Raw genomic sequence first — 23652 nt, forward strand, 5'->3', positions numbered from 1 at the left:
GCTATCTCTGACAATTCCAACAAAGAGAGAGGCAATATCAATGGGTGTGTATGACTACAAGAACTTCGGTACAGCCGATTCCAAGGTGTTGTTCAGCGACGCCATGGCCATCACGCTGTATTCCTACCACAACCTCGATAACGGCTTTGCCGCCGGTTATCAGCACAACGGCTTCGGCCTCGGGCTGCCGGCGACGCTGGTGACCGCGTTGATCGGAGGCACCGACTCCCAGGGCGTTATCCCGGGCGTTCCATGGAACCCTGATTCTGAAAAACTGGCACTGGAGGCGGTGAAGAAGGCCGGCTGGACGCCGATCACCGCCTCGCAACTGGGCTATGACGGCAAGACCGACGCCCGGGGAACCTTCTATGGCGAGAAAGCCGGGTACACCAGTGCTCAGGTCGAGGTCCTCGGCAAGTACGATGCCCAAGGTCACCTCACCGAACTTGGCATTGCCTTTCGCGGTACCAGCGGCCCGCGGGAAATCCAGGTCAGCGACTCCATCGGCGACGTGATCAACGATCTGCTGGCGGCGCTGGGGCCCAAGGATTACGCCAGGAACTACGCGGGCGAAGCCTTCGGCAAGTTGTTCGGCGACGTGGTGGCGTTTGCCAAGGCCAATGGCTTGTCGGGCCAGGACGTGCTGTTCAGCGGCCACAGCCTCGGCGGCCTGGGCGTCAACAGCGTGGCGGACCTGAGCACTGACAAATGGGGCGGCTTCTTCAAGGACTCGAACTACATCGCCTACGCTTCGCCGACCCAAAGCAGCACCGACAAAGTGCTCAACGTCGGTTACGAAAACGACCCGGTGTTCCGCGCACTCGACGGTTCGACGTTCAACCTGGCGTCGGTCGGCGTGCACGACGCTCCCAAGGAATCGGCGACGGACAACATCGTCAGCTTCAACGATCATTACGCTTCGACGGCGTGGAATGTGCTGCCGTTTTCCATCCTCAACATTCCGACCTGGATTTCGCATTTGCCAACGGCTTACGGCGATGGCATGAACCGGGTGATCGAGTCGACGTTCTACGACCTGACCAGTAAAGACTCGACCATCATCGTCGCCAACCTCTCGGACCCGGCGCGGGCCAACACCTGGGTCCAGGATCTGAACCGCAACGCCGAAACCCACAAGGGCAGTACCTTCATCATCGGCAGCGACGGCAATGACCTGATTCAGGGCGGCAAGGGCAACGATTACCTCGAAGGTCGGGATGGCAACGACACCTTCCGCGACGGTGGCGGCTACAACATTCTGCTCGGCGGCAAGGGCAATAACGTACTGGACTTGCAGCAATCGGTGAAGAGCTTCGATTTCGCCAACGACGGTGCCGGCAACCTCTACGTGCGTGACGCCAATGGCGGTATCAGCATCACCCGCGACATCGGCAGCATCATCACCAAGGAACCGGGGTTCCTGTGGGGCGTGTTCAAGGATGACGTGACCCACAGTGTCACGGCGGATGGCCTGAAGGTCGGGAACAACCTGACTCAGTACGCCTCGACGGTGAAGGGGGGCGCCGGAGCCGATACGCTCACGGCCCACGCCAGCGGGGACTGGCTGTTTGGCCTGGACGGCAACGATCATTTGATTGGCGGCAAGGGCAACGACGTGTTCGTTGGCGGCGCGGGCAATGACTTGATGGAGTCGGGCGGCGGGATCAATACCTTCCTGTTCACGGGAGCATTTGGTCAGGACAAGGTGATTGGTTATCAGGCCAGCGACAAACTGGTGTTCATGGGCGTTCAGGGCGTCGCGCCGAACGATGACTTCCGGGCGCATGCCACGGCGCTCGGGCATGACACGGTGCTGACGTTTGGTGGTGATTCGGTGACGCTGGTGGGGGTTGGGCTGGCGAGTTTGTCCGGCTCCGGGATTGTGATCGCCTGATAGGGCCCCTTCGCGAGCAAGCCCGCTCCCACAATGGATCGAGTGTGCAGCAGATTTTGTGCACGACACAGATCCACTGTGGGAGCGGGCTTGCTCGCGAAGAACGATGACACGGTAAACCTGCCTGTCACCGTGACCCGAAGGTCAAAACCGGACTCCAATACCTGCACCAACAGGAACCGGCACTAAAGCATCCGCCCGATTGTGCGTTATCCCTATAACGCAGCAGCGGCATGCTGCCATCGAAAACAGGAGATTCAGCACCGTGAGTAACAGCAAGAGGTATGTCCTGGGGTTGGCTTTGGCCGTGTTATCGGCGAACGCCGCTGCAGAACTGCCTCATAGCTCGATTTTGAGCCGTTATGGCATGACGCCAGATGAATTGCCGAAACCGGCAGTGATCGAAACCAAAGCACCCGTCGAAGAGAAAACCCTCTTTCATGTCCAGCCGGAGCAGCCCTGGGCCACTGTCCGTTTCGGTGACGGGAAAAAGCCTGAAGTGACCGGCAACATCAGCATCGACCATTCGCTGCAACAGGAATATGACCGGTGCCAGAAGCTGCGTGACCAAATGATCAGGCGGGGTGAGCGCTACATCGTCTGTGATACCAGCATTCCCGGAATGCCTTAGTTTTTCGGCGTTTGCGAGGGCCTCTTCGCGGGCAAGCCTCGCTCCTACAGATTGAAACGTGCCCCTGTAGGAGCGAGGCTTGCCCGCGATGAACGATGACACGGTCTCAGTCTGGTTTACGAACCGTCGCTACATCATTGGCATTGACCTTCACTTTCGCCCCGGAAATATCTTCGAATTCATAGAAGCCGTCCTTGGTCTTGGTTTTCGGCATGTCCTTGGTCAAATACTGGGTGCCGTTCTGCAGGGTCACCACGGTTGGCGTCGCGCAACCGGCCAGGGCCAGGAAAGCGGCGATTGCCAGGGGCAGGCCCAGGGTCTTGATGTTCATACATACCTCTCATGGTGCTCAAAAAATCAGTGTGACTGCTGCAGTCATCACTGTGGCTCTATGGCGTTTGGTGCCATGGATCGATAGAAAGTTCGATGCCTAGCCGAAAAATGATCGATTAGCTTCGCCGCCCATCCTTTTCCGTTTGCACCGTAAGGGGCACAGCTGGTATCTGTACGCATAACCAGTATTCGCTCTCCATGGCTCTGATTTCCCGTGACTGCAAACCCGCTCGACGATCCGTTCTATTACTTGAACAATTTCATGCAAGTCCTTGACTGGCTTGAACATCGCTATGCCGATGTGTTGAGTGTCGAGGAGCAACGCTTCATTCGTGAGTTTAACCGTTTGCCCCGTGAGTCTCGGGCATTGCTGGTGCGGATGGTGATGCGCAAAGGCCTGCATTTTCGGGCCGGCAAATTGCGTTACGTCGAGATCGGTGACATCGCCAGCGCTGCCGGTCCGCTGCTGGAACTGGGCTGGATCGATGAGCAGTCGCCGTTATTCATAGAGGACGTGTTTGATGTGCTGCTCAAGGCGGAAATCTTCTTGTGCCTGGGCCATGCCATCGACCAGCCCAAAGGCAAGAAGACCGATTGGCTGCCGCTGCTGAGCGAGCAATTTCCTGAGTCTCGAAGTTTCCAGGACTGGTGCCCGACGCTGGATGATCGGCTGTTCAGCCTGACCATCATGGGCCTGTGTGACCGGTTGCGCTTGATGTTCTTCGGCAATCTTTACCAGGACTGGTCGGAGTTCGTATTGGCGGACCTCGGCATCTTTACCTATGAAAAAGTCGAGTTTTGCGCCGAATCCCGCGGCCTGCGTTGCCGGGAAGACGTGGACGCCTGCGTGTTCCTGCACGACTGTCAGCTTCGGTTCGAGGCCGGTGAAGACGTCGCCGTCGTCGTCGAGCAGATCAACGCCCTGGCGCTGAATAATCCCTGGTTGCAACGTCGCCGGAGCAAGCTGTTGTTCCAGATTGGCCAGCATTGCGAACGCGTGGCCGATTTCGCCAATGCCCTGACCATCTACCGTGAATGCGCCTATCCCGGCGCGCGCCTGCGGCTGATTCGGGTGTTGGAGCGTTGCGCTGAGTATTCGCTGGCCCTGGAACTGGCAACTTTCGCCGGACAAGTACCGCAAAGCGCCGCCGAACAGCAGCAATTGCTGCGGGTGTTGCCAAGGCTGCGGCGCAAGCTGGGCGGGCCACCGATCAAGCGCGCAGCTCCTCGGGCCATGCAGCGCCTGGATCTGCAATTGCCGCGCACCGATCTGGCGTTGTCGGTGGAGTATTACGTGCAGGCGCACCTGGCCGAGGAGTTGGCTCCGGTGCATTACGTGGAGAACAGCTTGATCAACTCGCTGTTCGGCTTGCTGTGCTGGCCGGCGATTTTCGCGCCGTTGCCGGGGGCGTTTTTTCACCCGTTCCAGCGTGGTCCGGTGGATTTGCTCAATGAAGACTTTCACGATCGCCGGGCCGAACTGTTCCAGTCCTGCCTCGCCGAACTGGAGGACGGGCGTTACCTTCAGACGATCCGCGAGCGTTTCGTGGCCAAGCGGGGCGTGCAGTCGCCGTTCGTATTCTGGGGCGCGCTGAGCGGGGAGTTGCTCGATCAGGCGCTGCAGTGCCTGCCGGCCGAACACCTCAAGCACTGGTTCAACCGCTTGCTGCTGGACATCAAGGCCAACCGCGCCGGCATGCCGGACCTGATCCAGTTCTGGCCGCAGGACAAGACCTACCGCATGATCGAAGTCAAAGGCCCCGGCGATCGCCTGCAAGACAATCAACTGCGCTGGATCGAGTTCTGTCACGAACACCAGATGCCGATTGCCGTCTGCTACGTGCAATGGGCGGAGCAGAGCGCTTGAGCTACAGCATTGCGGTGCGGGCGCTGTGTGAGTTCACCGCCAAGGTCGGTGATCTCGACTTGCGTTTCACGCCGTCACCGACCGCGCTGGAAGGCATCGTCGGTCATCGCACGGTCGCCTCCCGCCGCGACGACGCTTACCAGAGCGAAGTGGCGCTGGAAGGCTCGTATCAAACCTTGAAGGTAAAGGGCAGGGCGGACGGCTACGACCTGGGGCAAAACTGCCTGGAAGAAGTCAAAACCTATCGCGGCGACCTGAGCAAACAACCGGCCAATCATCGGCAGTTGCATTGGGCCCAGGCGAAGATCTACGGCTGGCTGATGTGCCAGAAGCTGCAACTGGCACAGATCAACCTGGCGCTGGTGTACTTCGACATCGTCAGTGAAAAGGAAACCTGCCTGGTCGAGCCCTTCAGTGCCGCCGAACTGGAGGCGTTCTTCGAGCATCATTGCCGGTTGTTCCTGTACTGGGCCGAGCAGGAAATGGCCCATCGCGAAGCCCGTAATCTAGCGGCGCAGGGTTTGGCTTTTCCCCATGCCGGGTTTCGTCCGGGGCAACGGCATCTGGCCGAGTCGGTGTTCAAAGCCGTCAGCACCGGCCGTTGCCTGATGGCACAGGCACCTACCGGAATCGGCAAGACCGTCGGCACGTTGTTCCCGATGCTCAAGGCTCTGGCGCCGCAGCAACTGGACAAAGTGTTCTTCCTCACGGCGAAAACCCCGGGGCGCAAACTGGCGCTGGACGCGGCGCAGGTGATCCTCGACAGCGCCGACGCGCCACCGTTGCGCATTCTGGAGATGATTGCCCGGGACAAGGCCTGCGAACACCCGGACAAGGCCTGCCATGGTGAGTCCTGCCCGTTGGCCCGGGGCTTCTACGACCGATTGCCCGCTGCGCGCCAGGCCGCCAGTCAGTTGAGCCTGTTGAACCAGAGTGCCTTGCGTGAAGTCGCACTGGAACACGACGTCTGCCCGTATTACCTGAGCCAGGAAATGGCCCGCTGGGTGGACGTGGTGGTCGCCGACTACAACTACTACTTCGACTTCAGCGCCTTGCTGTTTGGCCTGGCCCAGGCCAACAACTGGCGGGTCGCGGTGCTGGTGGACGAGGCGCACAACCTGGTGGAGCGCGGCCGCCAGATGTACAGCGCCAGCCTCGACCAAGCGACCCTCCACGCGGTGCGCAAAACCGCCCCTGAAGCGTTGAAGAAATCCCTGCAACGGGTCAATCGCCAATGGAACGCCCTGCATGACTTGCAGCTCGGCGCGTATCAGGCCTACGACAAGGTGCCGGAAAAACTGCTCCAGGCCGTGTCTTCGTGCAGCGCGAGCATCGGCGACTACCTGAACGATCATCCCCAGGGCCTGGACAGCGCCTTACAGAATTTCTACTTCGACATGCTGCAATTTGGCCGGGTGGCGGAGCTGTTCGATGAGCAGTTCCTGTTCGACATCAGCAAGCGCGACCTGGAGCGCAAACGCAATCTGTCGCAGCTGTGCCTGCGCAACGTGGTGCCCGCGGGGTTCATTCGCCCGCGCCTGACGGCGGCACGCAGCACCGTGCTGTTTTCCGCGACGCTCAGCCCTCGGCATTACTACGCTGATCTGCTGGGAACACCGCCGAACACAGTCTGGATCGACGTTGAGTCACCGTTCCACGCGGACCAGTTGCAGGTCAGCATCGTCAGCCAGATCTCGACCCGTTTTGTCCACCGCCAGGCGTCGCTCGGGCCGATTGTCGAGCTGATCGCCCGGCAGTTCACCCAGCGTCCCGGCAACTACCTGGCGTTTTTCAGCAGTTTCGATTATTTGCAGCAAGTGGCGCAGTTGCTGGCCGAACGCCACCCGCACATCACCTTGTGGTCACAGTCCCGAGGCATGGCCGAACGTCAGCGCCAGGACTTCCTCGACCAATTCACCACGCACAGCCAGGGTGTCGGTTTCGCAGTGCTGGGCGGGGCGTTTGGCGAAGGCATCGACTTGCCTGGCGCCCGGTTGATCGGCGCTTTCATTGCCACGTTAGGGTTGGCACAACTGAACCCGGTCAATGAGCAGATGAAGCACCGCATGGCGGCGATTTTCGGTGCTGGCTACGACTACACCTACCTGTATCCCGGCGTGCAGAAAGTCGTGCAAGCCGCCGGCCGGGTGATCCGCACCCAGCAGGATCAGGGTGTGGTAATGCTGATCGATGATCGGTTTGGTGATAGCAAGGTCAAGCAATTGCTGCCGCGTTGGTGGTCTGTTCGCTCAGCATCCGCACCCACTCGGCGGCAAAGCGATGACAATCTCCCGGCCAGCGAGCAGTGAGCAAATTGCCGTCGCGGATCACAAAGCCGTGCTGTGGCTTGTCCGTCGAATCACGTTTGGCCAGAAACGGCCCGCGCACGAAATCTGCAGGCTTGTTAAGGGCGGCCGATACTTCGGCTTCGACGGTCTGCCGGTAGGTCCGGTAATAACGCCCCAGCCACAGTGCAGTCATCAGCCAGGCCGGCAGTTCCATGGCGCCGGCCACCAGCGCCGTGACTTTGTGTCCATCCAGCACTGGACGGCCGGTGGCAGGGTCAAGTGTGCGCGCCAGCAACAGCACGCCATGGCAAACCGCAGCCACCGGTTGTTCAGTCTTGAAAAAGTGCAGGGCAATACGCCGGGCCTGCCCGGACTCCAGCAGGCTGCGCATCCCTTGGGCGTGACCGCCGGGAATCAGCAGCCCGGCAAACTGGCTCGGGTCGACATCGGCGTAGGCCAATGGCTGATTGAAGGCCTCGTCTTCAATCATTCGGGCGTAGCTGGCAAGATCGGCTTTACGCGTCATCAGGAGCGGGTTCAACAGGCCGAACCCGATGTCCACCAAACGCGGGTCGGCGTAGGCGGGCAACCCCTCGGGCGTTGCAAAACGCACCTCGACGCCCGCCTGGCGCATGGCCTGCCAGGGCACGCTGCTTTCAGTCGGATCGTAATCACGGTTGGGCAACAAAATCAGAATCATCGAGGGCTTCTTCATTGGCCTGGCGCGGCGGATGGGATCGAGAATAGGTGGTCTGTGGCCATCACTCCACTGTGACTTTCCAAAGCCTGGTTATTGCGGCTGTCCTATCCTGTTGTTTGTCGCATACTCCATAGAATAATAATGCCGGGATGGATCAATGAGCGGTGATCGAACCAAAGCCAATACGATCGAGGACAGCCGTTTGCGACTGTTGATCGATGCGGTGGTGGACTATGCGATCTACATGATCGATCCCGATGGCATCATCACCAGCTGGAATGCCGGAGCCCGGCGTTTCAAAGGGTATGAGGAGGCGGAAATACTCGGCCAGCATTTCTCGCGTTTCTATACCGAACAAGATCGCCTTGCCGGCAAGCCCCAGCGAGCGCTGGATACGGCCATTGCCGAAGGTCGTTTCGAAGGAGAAGGCTGGCGGGTTCGCAAGGATGGCACGCACTTCTGGTCCCACGTAGTGATCGACCCGATTCTCGACCCGTCGGGCACGTTGCTGGGTTTTGCCAAGATCACCCGGGACCTGACCGATCGCAAGATGGCCGAAGAAACCCTCAAGCAAAGCGAGCAGCAATTCCGCTTGCTGGTCCAGAGTGTCACCGACTACGCCATCTATATGCTCGACCCGCACGGGCGCCTGACCAACTGGAACCTCGGTGCCCAACGCATCAAGGGTTACCGGCCAGAAGAAGTCATCGGCCAGCATTTTTCGATGTTCTACACCCCTGAGGACCGTGAAGCCGGTGAGCCGCAACGGGCGCTGGAAACTGCGGCGCGTGAAGGCAAATTCGAAAACAAGGCCTGGCGTGTGCGCAAGGACGGTACGCAGTTCCTGGCTCACGTCGTGGTTGATCCAATCTGGGGTGAGACCGGCACGCTGCTCGGTTTCGCCAAGATCACCCGTGATATCACCGAAGTGACGAAGGCCCAGCAGGCCCTTGAGCAAACCCGCGAAGCGTTGTTCCAGGCGCAGAAGATGCAGGCCATCGGCCAACTCAGCGGCGGGATCGCCCACGACTTTAACAACCTGCTGACGGTAATCCTCGGAAACCTGGAAATCGTCCGTAAACGTATCGGGGACGATCCGAAACTCGTTCGTTTGCTGGACAACGCCACCCAGGGCGCCATGCGCGGTGTTTCGCTGACCCAGCGCATGCTGGCCTTTGCCCGGCGTCAGGAACTCAAGACCGAATCCGTCGAGATCCCGGCACTGGTGCAAGGGATCACCGGGTTGTTGCGCAGCTCCCTGGGGCCCTCGGTGAAAATCGAAACCAACTTTGCGCCAGACCTCGAACCCGCCGCGGCTGACGTGAATCAACTTGAGTTGGCAGTGTTGAACCTGGCGACCAATGCCCGTGACGCCATGCCCAATGGCGGGAAGATGGTCATCGGCGCCAGGATTGAGGAGGTCAGCGATCCTGCCCGTTCTTCCTTGCCGGTTGGCCGCTACGTTTGCCTGAGCATGACCGACACGGGGGAGGGCATGGACCCGGAAACGCTGGCGTTGGCCACCGATCCGTTTTTCACCACAAAAGGGGTTGGCAAGGGCACCGGCCTGGGGTTGTCGATGGTTCACGGCTTTATCGAGCAATTGGGTGGGCGATTCATCCTCAAGAGCCAGAAGGACCAGGGCACCTGTGCTGAACTCTGGTTACCTGTCGCCATGGCCGGCGCGGTGCCCAGGTCGACGACTGCCGTGCAAGCCATGCCTCCAGTACCCGGTCTGAGCGTGCTGGTGGTGGATGACGATAGCCTGGTGCTGACCAGCACCAGCCTGCTGCTTGAAGACCTGGGCCATCGGGTGATCAGCGCGGCATCCGGCGCTCAGGCGCTGGAAGCATTCGACAGCGGCCAGGCGATTGATCTGGTCATCACCGACATGGCCATGCCGCGAATGAACGGCGCGCAACTGGCGCACGCGATTCGTCTGCTCAAGCCAGACCTGCCGATCATCCTCGCCACCGGTTATGCCGAGCGCCTGGAAGGCTTTGTGCTCGAACTTCCGCGCCTGTCCAAACCGTTTACCCAACTCAACCTGGTGGAAATCATCAGCCAGGCGATGAAATAACGGAGGGGCTAACGCTCGGGCAATCGGTCTGAACTTTGCCAACTAAGGTTTCTTCTAAACGTTTTCCGCTGTGTGAGAACGTCGTGCCGAAAATACTGACTGACGCCGTGGCTGAAGAGGCCCAGACCGAACACAACGCCAGGATGTTCGGCTCGCCCAAGGAACGCCTGGATTTCTATCGTCGGGAAATCCAGTACGAAACCAGCATCGTGGCCAACCGCACCGATGCGTATCTGGCCGCGCAATCGTTCCTGGTGATTGCCTTCGCATCAAGCATGTCCAATCTCAACCCCGAGTGGGGCAAGTTGTTCACGCTGGTGGTGCCGCCGTTTCTGGCGCTGTTGGGGCTGCTCAGTTCACTCAATGCCTGGCCGGGCATTCGTGCGGCGTACGATATCATCGATCACTGGCACTTCAAGCAAAGCCAATTGCTGAGCAGCGAACCGCTGATAGGCTTGGCCTACGATGAATCGCCGCTGTTCTGTGAAACGGAATCCAGTCACAAGGGCTATCGCAAGTCGCTATTGTTTTCGGTGCGCACGCCGTGGATTTTTGCGACGTTCTGGGTATTGTTGGGCAGTTATGCGTTTTACATTCAGGTCACCAATCCTGGGGCCTGATCTATCAATAAGATCAAAAGATAGCAGCCTTCGGCAGCTCCTACAGGGTGTACGCATTCCCATGTAGGAACTGCCGAAGGCTGCGATCTTTTTTTAAAATTCAAACCCGTGAATCGAAACCGCCATCCACTGATTTCGAATGCAGCACAGACGCCGTTGAAAACTCTTGCTCAATCAGCCGCAGGTGGTCGATGGCGTCTTCAAACTTCAAATCAGCCTTGCGACGCAGTGCCTGATAATGGGCGAACACTTCGGCATCCAGCCCGGTCTTATCCAGCAGTTCAAAAGCCGCCTGGCTAAGCAGTTGCGCTTCTTCGAACAATTGACAATTACATTCGAGCGCGAAATCGCGGCAAGCCTGGGTGTGTGCCGGAGCCGAGTAGTACTTCATTGCGTTCACCTTACGTTCGGGGGAGCCACGTGGGGCTGGATAAGGTTGTGACTGCTGACGCCTTGAGGAATTTCATTCTTTTGTGGCTGGAAAATGGATAGATGCTTAGGGAACTATCGTAAAAAGAAATCAGGAATCCTGATGGTTTCTCTGTTCATACCGGGCCAGCATCGGCTGAGTACTGATGCCGTGAATCAAAATACTCAACGCCACCACTGACAGCGTCAGGTCGGTGCACAGGGTTGCCACCGATGGGGTGAGGTCGTGGTTCAAGGCATAGAACAGGTAATAGAAACTGCCAATGCCGCGAATCCCGAACCAGCCGATCAATGAGCGTTGTCGGCCGTCGAGCAATCGCCCCCAAGGCATCAGCCACACACTCAATGGGCGAATCGCACAAAACAGTACCGCCGCAATCACCAGGGCGCGCCAGTCCCAGTGCGCCACCAGCACCACCCCAAGCAAGGTCACCAGAAACACTTCCATGGCCCGTTCCACCAGGCTGCCGAAAGACAACATGTCGCCCATCATGATGCCGGCTGCAACCTGAGTGTCTTCCAGGTGTTCCATATCGCCATGCACGGCAGCTTCGGGCTCGACGTTCTGATGACCGACCACTGGCTGCACCAGATGCTCGGCCGGAGTCCGGGTGTCGCCGGTAGACTTGACCTCGGCCTGGCGCAATCCCAAACCTGCGGCGAACACGGATAGAAAACCGTAGCCGTGAATCGACTCGGCCGCCACATAGGCCAGCGCAATCAGCGCCAGGGTCAAGTAATCATTGGGGGAAAAGGTGCTGTCGGCATTGCGGATGCGCATCGACAAGGTCACCCGGCCGATGCCGTGGCCCATCCAGTAACCGGTCAATAAACCGGCCGGAACGGCCCATAACAGGCTCTTTAAAGCCCAGTCACTGAGCCAGGCATTCGAACTGCCGGTCTGTTGCAGGAACAATAAACCGAGAATGACAAACGGGAACGCGACGCCGTCGTTCAGGCCTGCCTCGCCCGAGAGACCGAAGCGTACCGAGTCGTAATCCCTGGCGTCGTTGACCTGAACCAGCGACGCCAGTACCGGGTCGGTGGGGGCCAGAATCGCGCCGATCAGCATCGACGGCCCCCACGCCAGGTCAAAACCGTAATGCAGCAACAGGCAAACACCGGCGATGGTCAGCACCATCACTGGCCCCGCCAGCCCGAACGCGACGCGCCATTTGCGATCCCTGAGCGGCAGACGCAATTTGAGCCCGCAGACAAACAACGAAAAGAGCACCGCGACTTCCGTCAGGTGCTCCATCCAGTTCGCTGCATCCTTGATGTCCAGCTTGAGCAAACCCATGCCCGCCGGCCCGATGCCGACCCCGAGCGCCAGGCACACGGCCGAGGTGGTTACCGGCATCCAGCGCAGATACGACGATGTCAGCGCCAGCGTCAGCAGCACCGCCCCCAACACCGCCACCCATAAAATGAAGCTCATGCCGGATTCTCGCTGGGTGGCTGCATTCGCCGGCTCAACCGACGGTCGCGCGCAGGTATTCAGGCGCTAACACGACCGACCACAGCAATACCATCTCGACCAGAATCGTCACTAACACCAGCAGGCCGACGCCCCAGACACTGGCTGCGTACAACAGGCCCTGTTCCTTGCGCTCGTGCATAAAGGTCGGCAGGCCGACGAACAACAGGAACGTCGCGTAGGCGCAAGCGGCCGCCAGCACGATGACCGCCAACCAAAGGCTGGGGTACAGCCCGGCGAAACCAGCGATAAAAAACGGTGTCGCGGTGTAGGCAACAAAACCGATGCATTGATTGACCGTGGGCCGGGCATCGAAGGTGCGTGACATCCAGCGAATAAACAATCCCATCAGCGCCACGCCGGCCAGGATGGTCAGGTACAACAACCCGCAGAGTTGCAGCGCGCTGGCAGGGCTGAGTTTCACCGTTTCGTTCTGGGCCACGCTCCAGCCGACATAGGTGGTCCCGATATACAGGCACACGGCAGGGATCAGTGCGAGCAGCACTAAATGTGCGAGGTAGTGGCGGGGATGCTCTTCCTCCTCGTGACGAATATCTGTCCAGGCGAAGTTGGGTTGGGTAAACAGCTTGATAATAGGTGCGGACATGACGACCTCCAGGTATCCAAGGCCCACCAATGGCAAGCCTATAAGGAGTTGAGTTCTGGAATCGCCAGCAGGTTCAATTTATGGAATCGGCTTGCCGCCCGTGCCCCCGTAGCGTTGGCCGGTGAAGTAACTGGCCTCGTCTGACGCCAGCAGCACATGTAGATGACGTTTATCGGTTGATCATTGGCTTTTGTAGGAACAGAGCTTGCGCGCGAAGGCGGTAGTCCAGTCGACATTTATGCTGGCTGACACGCCGCCTTCGCGGGCAAGCCTCGCTCCTACAGGAATTTTAGGCTGTTTTCGATGCGCTGGATGCCTTCTTCGAGCAACGCCCGCGGGCAGCCGAAGTTCAGGCGCACAAACTGTTTGCTCTGATCACCGAAATCCAGACCAGCACTCAAACCGACCTTGGCCTGTTCAAGGAAGAACTGCTGCGGATCGGCCAGCCCCAGCGCCGAGCAATCGAGCCATGCCAGGTAAGTGCCTTGTGGCACGTTGATGCTGACGCCCGGCAATCGCGAGCGAACCGCGTCCACCAGGTAATCACGGTTGCCTTGCACATAAGCCAACATTTCGCTCAGCCACGGGCCGGCTTCGCTGTAGGCCACGCGGGTGGCTTCCAGGCCCAGCGGGTTGACGCTGTCGACCATGCCGCAACGGGCGTGGTTGACCCGCGCCAGCAGCACCGGATCCTGGATGATCATGAACGAGGTCTTCAGACCGGCGATGTTGTACGCCTTGCTCGCCGACATCAGGGTGATGGTGCGTTTGGCGATCTCCGGGCTCAGCGATGCGGTCGGAATGTGTACCCGTCCGTCAAAGCACAGCTCGGCGTGGATCTCGTCGGAGATGATCCAGGCGTCCTGCGCCAGGCAGATGTCGGCTACCGCCTGCAGTTCTTCCCGAGGGAAGACCTTGCCCAGCGGGTTGTGCGGGTTGCTCAGCAGCAGCGCGCCGCCGCCGTCCAGGGATTCGCGCAACGCATCGAGCGGCGTGGCGTAGGAACCATCCGCCTGGGCGACGAATTCCAGTTCAACCTTGTTCAGCCCCCAGTTGCCCGGAGCATGGCGCAGCGGCGGGTAGTTGGGTGTTTGCACCACGACGTTCTGTTGCGGCTGGACCAGCGCTTTGAGCGCCATGTTGAAGCCCGACTCCACCCCCGGCAGAAACACCAGCTGCGAAGGTTTTACCCGCCAGGCGAATTTATTCCAGAGGTCGGCGACGATGGCGTCACGCAGGTTGTCCTGAGGCACGCTATAGCCGAGCAACGGGTGTTCCAGGCGTTTTTGCAGGGCCTGGATGATCACCGGCGGCGCCGCAAAATCCATGTCGGCCACCCACATCGGCAACACGTCGGCCGGGTAACGGCTCCATTTGGTACTGCCGGTCGCGTGGCGGTCGAACACCTGGTCGAAATCGAAGGTCATGCTCAGTCTCTTGGAAGGCAGGGTTAATCACGGCGGCCATGATAAGCCTCAATGTTCACCTAGGGTGACACCCGGCAGAAAAAATCAGAACTCAATGGGTACACGAATCCTCTGTGGGAGCGAGCCTGCTCGCGATGGCAATCTCACATTCAACATCATTGTTGACTGACCCAGCGCCATCGCGAGCAGGCTCGCTCCCACATTTGATCGCTGTGTTGCCCGACGGTCGGGTTTCATGCCAAAGCCTGTCACATTGACTACAGTTTGGGGTACCGGCAGCCAAGCTGCCGCGACCGTGTTTGTCCAGAAAAACCCGGCAAAGCACCGGGTCTTCACCTGATCAGGAGTGCACGATGGACCTCAACCGTCGTCAGTTCTTCAAGGTCGCCGGTATCGGCCTTGCAGGCTCAAGCCTCGGCGCGCTGGGTATGCTCCCCGCGACAGCCTTTGCCGAGCAAGTGCGTCATTTCAAACTCGCCCACACTCATGAAACCCGCAACACCTGCCCGTACTGCTCGGTGGGTTGCGGCTTGATCATGTACAGCCAGGGCGACCAGGCCAAGAACGTCGCCCAAAGCATCATCCACATCGAGGGCGACGCCGACCATCCGGTCAACCGCGGTACCTTGTGCCCCAAAGGCGCGGGCCTGCTGGACTTCATTCACAGTCCTGGCCGTTTGCAGTACCCGCAGGTACGCAAACCTGGCAGCAGCGAGTGGACGCGCATCTCCTGGGATGAAGCGCTGGATCGTGTCGCCGACCTGATGAAGGCCGACCGCGACGCCAACTTCATCGAGAAGAACGCCCAGGGTCAAACGGTGAACCGCTGGCTGACCACCGGATTCCTCGCAGCATCCGCGGCGTCCAACGAAGCGGGCTACCTGACCCACAAGGTCATTCGCAGTCTCGGCATGCTGGGGTTCGATAACCAGGCGCGTGTCTGACACGGTCCGACGGTGGCAAGTCTTGCCCCGACGTACGGCCGTGGTGCCATGACCAATACCTGGACCGATATCGCCAACGCGAACCTGATCCTGGTAATGGGCGGCAACGCAGCAGAAGCGCACCCTTGCGGCTTTAAATGGGTGACCGAGGCCAAGGCGCACAACAAGGCGCGGCTGATCGTGGTCGATCCGCGATTCACCCGGACCGCCTCCGTGGCCGACTATTACGCGCCCATCCGCACCGGGACCGACATCGCCTTTATGGGCGGGTTGATCAATTACCTGCTGACCGAGGACAAGATCCAGCACGAGTACGTCAACGCCTATACGGACGTGTCGTTTATCGTCAAAGCCGGGTTCAGCTTCGAGGACGGGATTTTCAGCGGCTACGACGCGGCCAAGCGTCTGTACACCGACAAGTCGGGCTGGGGTTATGAAATCGGCGAGGACGGTTTCGCCAAAGTCGACCCGACGTTGCAAGACCCACGCTGCGTCTATCAACTGATGAAAGTCCATTACAGCCGCTACAACATCGATCTGGCCAGCCAGATCTGCGGCATGCCGGTGGACGCCATCAAGAAGATCTGGGAAGAAATCGCCACCTGCTCGTTGCCGGGCAAGACCATGACGATTCTCTACGCCCTGGGCTGGACGCAACACTCGATTGGTTCGCAAATCATCCGCAGCGCGGCGATGGTCCAACTGCTGTTGGGCAACGTCGGCATGCCGGGCGGCGGCGTCAATGCCTTGCGCGGCCACTCGAACATTCAGGGCCTGACCGACCTTGGCCTGCTCTCCAATTCACTGCCGGGCTACCTGACCCTGGCCAGCGACGGCGAGCAGGATTACGACGGCTACATCACCAAGCGCACGCAAAAACCGTTGCGGCCGGGACAACTGTCGTATTGGCAGAACTACAGCAAGTTTCACGTCAGCCTGATGAAATCCTGGTACGGCAACAACGCCACCGCCGAGAACCATTGGGCCTACGATTACCTGCCCAAACTCGACATCCCCAACTACGACATCCTGAAAATGTTCGACCTGATGGGGCAGGGCAAGGTCAACGGCTACATGTGCCAGGGCTTCAACCCGATTGCCGCATTGCCAGACAAAAACCGCGTAATGGCGGCGCTGGCCAAGCTCAAGTGGCTGGTGGTGATGGACCCACTGTCCACCGAGACCTCGGAGTTCTGGAAAAACGTCGGGCCGTACAACGACGTGACCAGCGCCGACATCCACACTGAAGTCATTCGCCTGCCGACGACCTGTTTTGCCGAAGAGGACGGTTCGCTGGTCAACAGCAGCCGCTGGCTGCAATGGCACTGGAAAGGTGCTGACGGGCCGGGCGAAGCGCAGACCGACGTGCGGATCATGAGCGAGTTGTTCCTGCGCCTGCGCAAGCGTTATCAGGCGAATGGCGGGGCATTCCCCGACCCGATCCTGAAACTGTCGTGGCCTTACAAAATCACCGACGAACCTTCGCCGGAAGAGCTGGCCAAGGAAATCAACGGCGCCGCCACCACCGATTTCACCGATGCCACGGGTGTGGCGATCAAGGGCAACGCGCAACTGACCGGTTTTGCCCAGCTCAAGGACGATGGCAGCACCGCGTCCGGCTGCTGGATCTTCTGCGGCAGCTGGACCGAAATGGGCAACCAGATGGCCCGGCGCGACAACAGCGATCCGTACGGTATGAAGCAACACCTGGGGTGGGCCTGGGCCTGGCCGATGAACCGGCGGATTCTCTACAACCGCGCCTCGGCCGACCCGCAAGGCAAGCCGTGGGACGAGAAAAAACGCCTGGTGTGGTGGAACGGCAAGGCCTGGGGCGGCACCGATGTGCCGGACTTCAAGGTCGATTCGCCACCGGAAGCCGGGATGAACCCGTTCATCATGAACCCCGAAGGCGTGGCGCGATTCTTCGCCGTCGACAAGATGAACGAAGGGCCATTCCCCGAGCACTACGAGCCGTTCGAAACCCCGATCGGCATCAACCCGCTGCACCCGAATAACAAGAACGCCACCAGTAACCCGGCGGCGCGGATCTTCGATTCGGTGTGGGAAACCCTCGGCGTGGCCAAGGATTACCCTTACGCCGCCACGAGTTATCGGCTGACCGAGCATTTCCACTTCTGGAGCAAGCACTGCAAGCTCAATGCGATAGCCCAACCCGAGCAATTCGTCGAGATCGGCGAAGTGCTGGCCAGGGAGAAAGGCATCGTCGCCGGTGACAAGGTCCGGGTCAGCAGCAAGCGTGGTTTTATCGAGGCGGTGGCGGTGGTGACCAAGCGGATTCGTCCATTGCAGGTCAATGGCCAGGTTGTGCACCACATCGGTATCCCGCTGCACTGGGGGTTTACCGGGCTGACGCGTCACGGCTATCTCACCAACACCCTCGTGCCGTTTCTCGGCGATGGCAATTCCCAGACCCCGGAATCCAAGTCATTCCTGGTCAACGTGGAGAAAGTCTAGATGGCCAGCCAAGACATCATCGCCCGTTCGGCCACCACCACCCTACCGCCGTCGGTACGCAATCAGGAGGAAGTGGCCAAGCTGATCGACACCACCAAGTGCATCGGTTGCAAGGCGTGCCAGGTCGCCTGCTCGGAATGGAACGAGCTGCGCGATGACGTCGGCCACAACCTTGGCACCTACGACAACCCGCAGGACCTGAGCGCCGAGACCTGGACGCTGATGCGCTTCACCGAGCATGAAACCGACGCCGGTAATCTGGAATGGCTGATCCGCAAGGACGGCTGCATGCACTGCGCCGAACCCGGCTGCCTGGCGGCGTGCCCCAGTCCTGGAGCGATCATCAAGCACGCCAACGGCATCGTCGACTTCGATCAGGACCATTGCATCGGCTGCGGTTATTGCATCACCGGTTGCCCGTTCAACATTCCGCGCATCTCGCAAAAGGATCACAAGGCCTACAAGTGCACGTTGTGTTCGGACCGGGTCGCCGTAGGCCTGGAACCGGCCTGCGTGAAAACCTGCCCGACCGGCGCCATCGTCTTCGGCACCAAGGAAGACATGAAGGAACACGCCGCCGAACGGATTGTCGATCTCAAGAGCCGCGGTTTTGAAAACGCCGGTCTGTACGACCCGGCGGGCGTTGGTGGTACGCACGTGATGTACGTGCTGCACCACGCCGACACGCCGCAATTGTACGCCGGGCTGGCGAAAGACCCGGCGATCAGTCCGTTGGTAGGTTTGTGGAAAGGCGTGAGCAAACCCTTGGGCTTGCTGGCCATGGGGCTGGCGGTGCTGGCCGGGTTCTTCCACTACGTGCGCATCGGCCCGCAAGTGGTGGAAGAGGACGAATTGCCACCGGTTAAAGACCCGGCGGTGCACGAAGTCGATCCGTCGGTGCACACCTTTGATCCGCGCGGGGAGGACAGACCATGATCCGCAAGCAGATCCTTCGTTATACCGCCAACCAGCGGACCAATCACTGGCTGGTGGCGATCCTGTTTTTCATGGCCGCGCTGTCGGGACTGGCACTGTTTCATCCGGCGCTGTTCTGGCTGAGTAACCTGTTCGGCGGCGGGCCGTGGACGCGGATTTTGCATCCGTTCATGGGCGTTCTGATGTTTGTGCTGTTCCTCGGGTTGGTGATTCGCTTCTGGCGGGCCAACTTCTTTATTCGAAACGATGGGCTGTGGCTCAAGCGGATAGGGCGGGTGATCAAAAACGAGGAAGAGGGCGTGCCGCCGATTGGCAAGTACAACCCTGGGCAGAAGCTGCTGTTCTGGACGTTGCTGTTGTGCATGTTAGGGTTGCTGTTCACCGGGCTGGTGATCTGGCGCGCGTATTTCAGTGTGTACTTCGGCATCACCCTCATTCGTTGGGCGATGTTGTTGCACGCACTGGCGGGGTTTGTGCTGGTGTTGAGCATCATCATTCACATCTACGCCGGCATCTGGATCAAAGGCTCGATCAGTGCGATGTTGCATGGTTGGGTCAGTCGTGCCTGGGCCAGGAAGCACCATGAACTCTGGTACCGGGAAGTGACCCGCGACGAAGACCTCGAGCGGCCGATCAGTAAAAAGGATAAGCACTTGGCAACGATTCTTGAGCCTGGCGAGATTGAAGCGGCGGCGAGTTCACCGCCGTTTCTGTATTTGCCACCGCGTAACCTGTTCACCTTGCGAGCGTTGGGGCTTGAGCGTTTGGCCGAGGGCCATCCGCTCGCCGATTACCTGCGGCTGGTGGCCGGGTTGTGTCATCTCCAACAGGAATTGATGGATGATCTGCCGGTTGATGAGATGCCCGATCCCGAACGCCTGAAAGTCTGCCAACAGCACGGTTTTTCGCCGTTCGCCGTTGACAGCCTGGTGCGCGAGGGCGAATGGCTGCCGTTTCTGTACGCCTTGCTGCTGCGCTATCAGCCACCGCCACAGGCGGCGGTCAAAAGCGCGATCAAGACGCTGCTAGCGGCCAACCCCGGACAGCTCAAGGCCTGGGGCGTTGCTTTGGTCAGCGGTCAATACACGCTGCTGCCCGCCGAAGTGGTGCCGTTTCTCGGCGCGGCGCTGCAAGTGAGCTGGAGCCATTGGCTGCTGGATACGCCGAACCTCAACCTCAAACCGGGCGACAGCCTCAGCCAATGCCCGGCCTGTGGTTCACCGGCCATGGCCGGGGTGATTCGCCATCGTGGCAAGTTCAACGGCTTGCGTTATCTGGTGTGTTCGCTGTGTGCCTGTGAATGGCATGTGGTGCGGGTCAAGTGCGTGTATTGCGAGCAGAGCAAAGGCCTTGAGTACGTCAGCCTCGATGACGATCGATACGCGGCGAATCAGGCGCCGCTGCGGGCGGAAGTCTGTCCCGGCTGCAACAGCTACCTGAAACTGCTCTATCTGGAGAACGATGCCGAGGCCGAAGCGCTCTCGACCGACCTGACCAGCCTGATGCTGGACATGCGGCTGGAGCAGGAAGGTTATCAGCGTCTGGCACCGAATCTGTTGTTGGCCCCCGGAAGCGATTAAGACCAGCGTCTACACTCAGGCGCGACAGTCCATCGCTTTCGGAGTTGCCGATGTCCAACCTGCGTCTGCCATCCATCGACAGTTTGCTGCGCCATCCCGCGTGTCAGCCGCTCGCTGAGCGTTATGGGCGTGATGCTCTGCTGGCCAGCCTGCGGCAGTTGCTCGATGACCTGCGTGAACCGGTGCTTTCGGGGCAACTGACTGCGGTTGAAATCGCGCCCGAGGTGCTGGCGGGCAGGGCGGGTGAACGTCTCATTTCCCAACATCGCAGTCATGTTCGCCGAGTGTTCAATCTCACCGGCACAGTGCTGCACACCAATCTGGGGCGGGCGCTGTTGCCGGAAGAAGCCATTGAAGCGGTGCAAATGGCGGCGCGCTATCCGATCAATCTTGAATTCGATCTGCACAGCGGCAAGCGTGGCGACCGCGATGACCTGATCGAAGGCCTGATTCGCGAGTTGACCGGCGCCGAAGCCGTCACCGTGGTCAACAACAACGCCGCTGCCGTGCTGCTGACCCTCAACAGCCTCGGCGCGCGCAAGGAAGGCATCATCTCCGGGGCGAGCTGATTGAAATCGGTGGCGCGTTCCGCATTCCCGACATCATGGCCCGTGCCGGCGTGAAGCTTCACGAGGTCGGCACCACCAATCGCACTCACGCCAAGGATTATGAAGCGGCCATCGGCCCGCGCAGTGGATTGGTGATGCGCGTACACGCGAGCAATTACGCCATATCAGGGTTCACCACGAGTGTGCCGACCGCCGAACTGGCCGCGTTGGCGCACAAGCACGGGTTGCCGTTGCTGGAAGATCTGGGCAGCGGCAGTTTGCTCGACCTGACTCGCTGGGGTTTACCGGCTGAGCCGACGGTGCGCCAGGCGTTGCTCGATGGTGCGGACATCGTGACCTTCAGCGGCGACAAGTTGCTCGGCGGTCCGCAGGCCGGGTTGATTGTCGGGCGTAAGGAGCTTATTGCGAAGATCAAGAAGAACCCGCTCAAGCGTGCGTTGCGGGTCGACAAAATGACCTTGGCGGCGCTTGAAGCGGTGCTGGGTTTGTACCGCGATCCTGATCGTTTGGCCGAACGCTTGCCGAGTCTGCGCCTGCTGACCCGGCCACAGGCTGACATCCTCGCGCAAGCCTCCCGTTTGCAACCGTCTCTGGCGCAGCATTTGGGTGAAGGCTGGAACGTCAGCGCAATGGCGGCACTGGGGATGATCGGCAGCGGCAGCCAACCGGTGGCGCGGTTGCCGAGTGCCGCGTTGTGCCTGCGGCCGCGGGTGTCGAAGCGTCTGCGCGGCCGGCAACTGTTGAGCCTGGAAACTGCCTTTCGAGGATTACCGATTCCAGTGCTCGGCCGCATCGACGATGACGCGTTGTGGCTGGACCTGCGGCAACTGGACGACGAAGCTGCGTGGCTGGCGCAACTCGATCAGTTACCGGGAGGGGAAGGGTGATCGTCGGTACCGCAGGGCACATCGACCATGGCAAGACCTCATTGCTTCAGGCCCTGACCGGCCAGGCCGGGGATCGTCGCCGTGAAGAACGCGAGCGCGGCATGACCATCGACCTCGGTTACCTCTACGCGACGCTGGAACCCGGCGCCGAACTGACCGGGTTTATCGACGTGCCCGGTCATGAGCGCTTCACCCACAACATGCTCGCTGGCGCGCAAGGCATCGACCTGGTGCTGTTGGTGGTGGCGGCGGATGACGGCGTGATGCCCCAGACCCGCGAGCATCTGGCGATTGTCGAGTTGCTGGGGATTCCCGGGCGTTGGTGGCGATCACCAAGTGCGATCGGGTCGAGCCCGCCAGGGTTGAGCAAGTTCGGGCACAGATTGAAGCACTGCTCGCGCCCGGACCTTATGCCGCTGCGCCGTTGATTGCACTGTCGAGTGTCACTGGCGAGGGGGTTGAAACCCTGCGTGAAGCCTTGATCGATGCGCAAAGGATGTCCTGCAACGCAGCACTCATGGCGGGTTTCGTTTGGCGATTGACCGGGCCTTCAGTGTCGCCGGCGCCGGCATCGTTGTGACCGGCACGGCGTTGTCCGGTCAGGTCGCCGTGGGTGACACGCTGATGCTCGGCCCTCAGGGTAAACCGGTACGCGTGCGTGGCCTGCATGCGCAAAACCAGCCGGCCGAGGTTGCCACCGCAGGACAGCGGGTGGCGCTAAACCTGACTGCCGAACGCCTGAGTCTGGAACAACTTCACCGCGGCCAATGGTTGCTGGCCGAATGGCTGCACGCGCCGACCCAACGGCTGGACATCGAGATGTACTTGTTGCCCGGTGAAACCGCTGCGTTCCCTCATTTTCACCCGGTACACGTACACCTCGGCACCCAGGACGTGACCGGGCGTGTGGCGTTGCTGGAAGGCACAGGTTTGGCACCCGGCACGCGGATGTTTGCGCAAATTCTGCTGAACGCGCCGGTGCAGGCAGTGAAGGGTGATCCGTTGATCCTGCGTGACCAAAGCGCCCAACGCACCCTCGGTGGCGGGCGAGTGCTAGACCCGTTCGCACCGAGCCGACAGCGTCGTAGCCCCGAGCGACTGGCGCAGTTACAAGCCCTCGCGAGCTCCCACAGCCTTGAAGAAGTCATGCCCGCGCTGCTGGCCAACAGCGAAACCGGGCTCGACCCGCAACGTCTCGAACGTCAGTTCAACCGCCCCCGTGACAGCTGGGTTTTGCCCGATGATGTGCGCCTGATCGACACTCGCCAAGGTCCGCTGTTGTTTAACACCGGACGATGGGAAGCTCAAAAACCGCCATTGCTGGAACACCTCGCCCGCTTCCATGAACTTGAACCGGATCAAATGGGCCCGGACCGTGATCGCCTGCGCCGCTTCGCCGGCACTGCGCTGGACCGGCCGACGTTCATCAGCCTGCTCGACGAGTTGCTTGCCAGCGGCGCCATCGTCACCAGCGGACCGTGGCTGCATCTGCCCGATCATCAAGTACGTCTGAGCGCAGACGATGAAACCTTGTGGCAGCAAGTGCAGCCGACGTTTGAAGAAGCCGGTTTCAATCCACCGTGGGTGCGCGACCTCGGGCATGACGAAGCGCAGGTGCGTTTGCTGCTGCGCAAGATGGCGCGACTGGGGTTGTTGCACCAGGTGGTGCGGGACCTGTTTTACACCGACACGGTGCTGCGCCGATTGGCGGCTATGCTGTTGCAACTGGCCGGTGAAAACCCGGTGATCGAGGTGGCGGCGTTTCGTGATGCGGTGGGCTTGGGTCGCAAGCGCAGCGTGCAGATTCTTGAATATTTCGACCGCATCGGCCTGACCCGGCGTCTGGGCGACCGGCGCCAGATCCGCCCGGGCAGTGCATTGGCTCAGCCCTCCGAGCCCTGACTTTTT

The 23652-nt window shown here is 60.2% G+C and carries 15 protein-coding genes and 3 pseudogenes; 12 read left to right on the plus strand and 6 right to left on the minus strand.

Going from position 1 to position 23652, the window contains the following annotated elements; genetic code table 11:
* Nucleotides 1-40: 40 nt before the first annotated feature.
* Together JFV26_RS32595 and JFV26_RS32600 are read left to right on the plus strand one after the other, a co-directional pair.
* Nucleotides 41-1894 carry a polyurethane esterase gene (locus JFV26_RS32595; RefSeq protein WP_201197622.1) on the plus strand — a complete coding sequence of 618 codons (1854 nt, stop codon included), beginning with the start codon at nucleotides 41-43 and terminating at the stop codon, nucleotides 1892-1894.
* A 265-nt stretch (nucleotides 1895-2159) separates the two neighbouring features.
* Nucleotides 2160-2525 carry a hypothetical protein gene (locus tag JFV26_RS32600; RefSeq protein ID WP_201197623.1) on the plus strand — a complete coding sequence of 122 codons (366 nt, stop codon included), beginning with the start codon at nucleotides 2160-2162 and terminating at the stop codon, nucleotides 2523-2525.
* 106 nt (nucleotides 2526-2631) lie between these two features.
* Here the strand turns inward: JFV26_RS32600 and JFV26_RS32605 are convergent, their stop codons facing one another.
* A complete protein-coding gene (locus JFV26_RS32605; protein WP_201197624.1) occupies nucleotides 2632-2856 on the minus strand; it encodes a YgdI/YgdR family lipoprotein in 225 nt (74 codons plus the stop codon).
* A gap of 216 nt (nucleotides 2857-3072) precedes the next feature.
* Between JFV26_RS32605 and JFV26_RS32610 the strand changes: the two genes are divergently transcribed.
* Nucleotides 3073-4725: a VRR-NUC domain-containing protein gene (locus JFV26_RS32610; protein WP_342215510.1), complete on the plus strand. Its 1653-nt coding sequence runs from the start codon at nucleotides 3073-3075 to the stop codon at nucleotides 4723-4725.
* Entirely contained in the window at nucleotides 4722-7034 is a 2313-nt protein-coding gene (locus JFV26_RS32615; RefSeq protein WP_201197625.1) for an ATP-dependent DNA helicase, read from the plus strand. Before JFV26_RS32610 ends, JFV26_RS32615 begins: the two co-directional genes overlap by 4 nt.
* Here JFV26_RS32615 and JFV26_RS32620 read toward each other — a convergent pair.
* Nucleotides 6940-7713, minus strand: a complete 774-nt coding sequence (locus tag JFV26_RS32620) for a type 1 glutamine amidotransferase domain-containing protein (RefSeq protein WP_201197626.1) — start codon at nucleotides 7711-7713, stop codon at nucleotides 6940-6942. The genes JFV26_RS32615 and JFV26_RS32620 overlap by 95 nt on opposite strands.
* Nucleotides 7714-7870: 157 nt before the next feature.
* On the opposite strand from JFV26_RS32620, the gene JFV26_RS32625 reads away from it, so the two are divergent.
* Both JFV26_RS32625 and JFV26_RS32630 read left to right on the plus strand, forming a co-directional pair.
* Complete coding sequence (locus JFV26_RS32625; RefSeq protein WP_201197627.1) at nucleotides 7871-9793, plus strand: hybrid sensor histidine kinase/response regulator; 1923 nt, start codon at nucleotides 7871-7873, stop codon at nucleotides 9791-9793.
* Nucleotides 9794-9876: 83 nt separating this feature from the next.
* Entirely contained in the window at nucleotides 9877-10413 is a 537-nt protein-coding gene (locus JFV26_RS32630) for a hypothetical protein (RefSeq protein ID WP_201197628.1), read from the plus strand.
* Nucleotides 10414-10513: 100 nt separating this feature from the next.
* On the opposite strand, the gene JFV26_RS32635 is transcribed toward JFV26_RS32630, so the two are convergent.
* The 4 genes from JFV26_RS32635 to JFV26_RS32655 form a co-directional block, all read right to left on the minus strand.
* Nucleotides 10514-10804 (minus strand): hypothetical protein, encoded by a 291-nt coding sequence (locus JFV26_RS32635; protein WP_201197629.1) that lies wholly within the window; start codon nucleotides 10802-10804, stop codon nucleotides 10514-10516.
* A 129-nt stretch (nucleotides 10805-10933) separates the two neighbouring features.
* On the minus strand, nucleotides 10934-12280 hold the full coding sequence (locus tag JFV26_RS32640; protein ID WP_201197630.1) for a cation:proton antiporter: 1347 nt from the start codon (nucleotides 12278-12280) through the stop codon (nucleotides 10934-10936).
* A 34-nt stretch (nucleotides 12281-12314) separates the two neighbouring features.
* On the minus strand, nucleotides 12315-12926 hold the full coding sequence (locus tag JFV26_RS32645; RefSeq protein ID WP_201197631.1) for a Yip1 family protein: 612 nt from the start codon (nucleotides 12924-12926) through the stop codon (nucleotides 12315-12317).
* Nucleotides 12927-13204: 278 nt separating this feature from the next.
* Nucleotides 13205-14353: a MalY/PatB family protein gene (locus tag JFV26_RS32655; RefSeq protein ID WP_201197632.1), complete on the minus strand. Its 1149-nt coding sequence runs from the start codon at nucleotides 14351-14353 to the stop codon at nucleotides 13205-13207.
* Nucleotides 14354-14706: 353 nt separating this feature from the next.
* Here JFV26_RS32655 and fdnG point away from each other — a divergent pair, with 353 nt between their 5' ends.
* The 6 genes and pseudogenes from fdnG (at nucleotide 14707) to selB (ending at nucleotide 23646) form a co-directional block, all read left to right on the plus strand.
* Nucleotides 14707-17772 carry a formate dehydrogenase-N subunit alpha gene (gene fdnG / locus JFV26_RS32660; RefSeq protein WP_201197633.1) on the plus strand — a complete coding sequence of 1022 codons (3066 nt, stop codon included), beginning with the start codon at nucleotides 14707-14709 and terminating at the stop codon, nucleotides 17770-17772.
* Nucleotides 17773-18708, plus strand: coding sequence for a formate dehydrogenase subunit beta (gene fdxH / locus JFV26_RS32665; protein ID WP_201197634.1), 936 nt, complete (start codon nucleotides 17773-17775; stop codon nucleotides 18706-18708).
* A pseudogene (locus tag JFV26_RS32670) lies at nucleotides 18705-19352 on the plus strand (formate dehydrogenase subunit gamma); the annotation flags it as partial. The gene fdxH and the pseudogene JFV26_RS32670, both read left to right, overlap by 4 nt.
* A gap of 9 nt (nucleotides 19353-19361) precedes the next feature.
* A complete protein-coding gene (fdhE, locus tag JFV26_RS32675) occupies nucleotides 19362-20288 on the plus strand; it encodes a formate dehydrogenase accessory protein FdhE (protein WP_201197711.1) in 927 nt (308 codons plus the stop codon).
* 50 nt (nucleotides 20289-20338) lie between these two features.
* Nucleotides 20339-21744: pseudogene (selA, locus tag JFV26_RS32680) on the plus strand (L-seryl-tRNA(Sec) selenium transferase).
* Nucleotides 21741-23646: pseudogene (gene selB / locus JFV26_RS32685) on the plus strand (selenocysteine-specific translation elongation factor). Before selA ends, selB begins: the two co-directional pseudogenes overlap by 4 nt.
* The last annotated feature ends 6 nt before the right edge of the window (nucleotides 23647-23652 follow it).

This window comes from Pseudomonas sp. TH31 (genome assembly GCF_016650815.1).
Taxonomy (GTDB): Bacteria; Pseudomonadota; Gammaproteobacteria; order Pseudomonadales; family Pseudomonadaceae; genus Aquipseudomonas.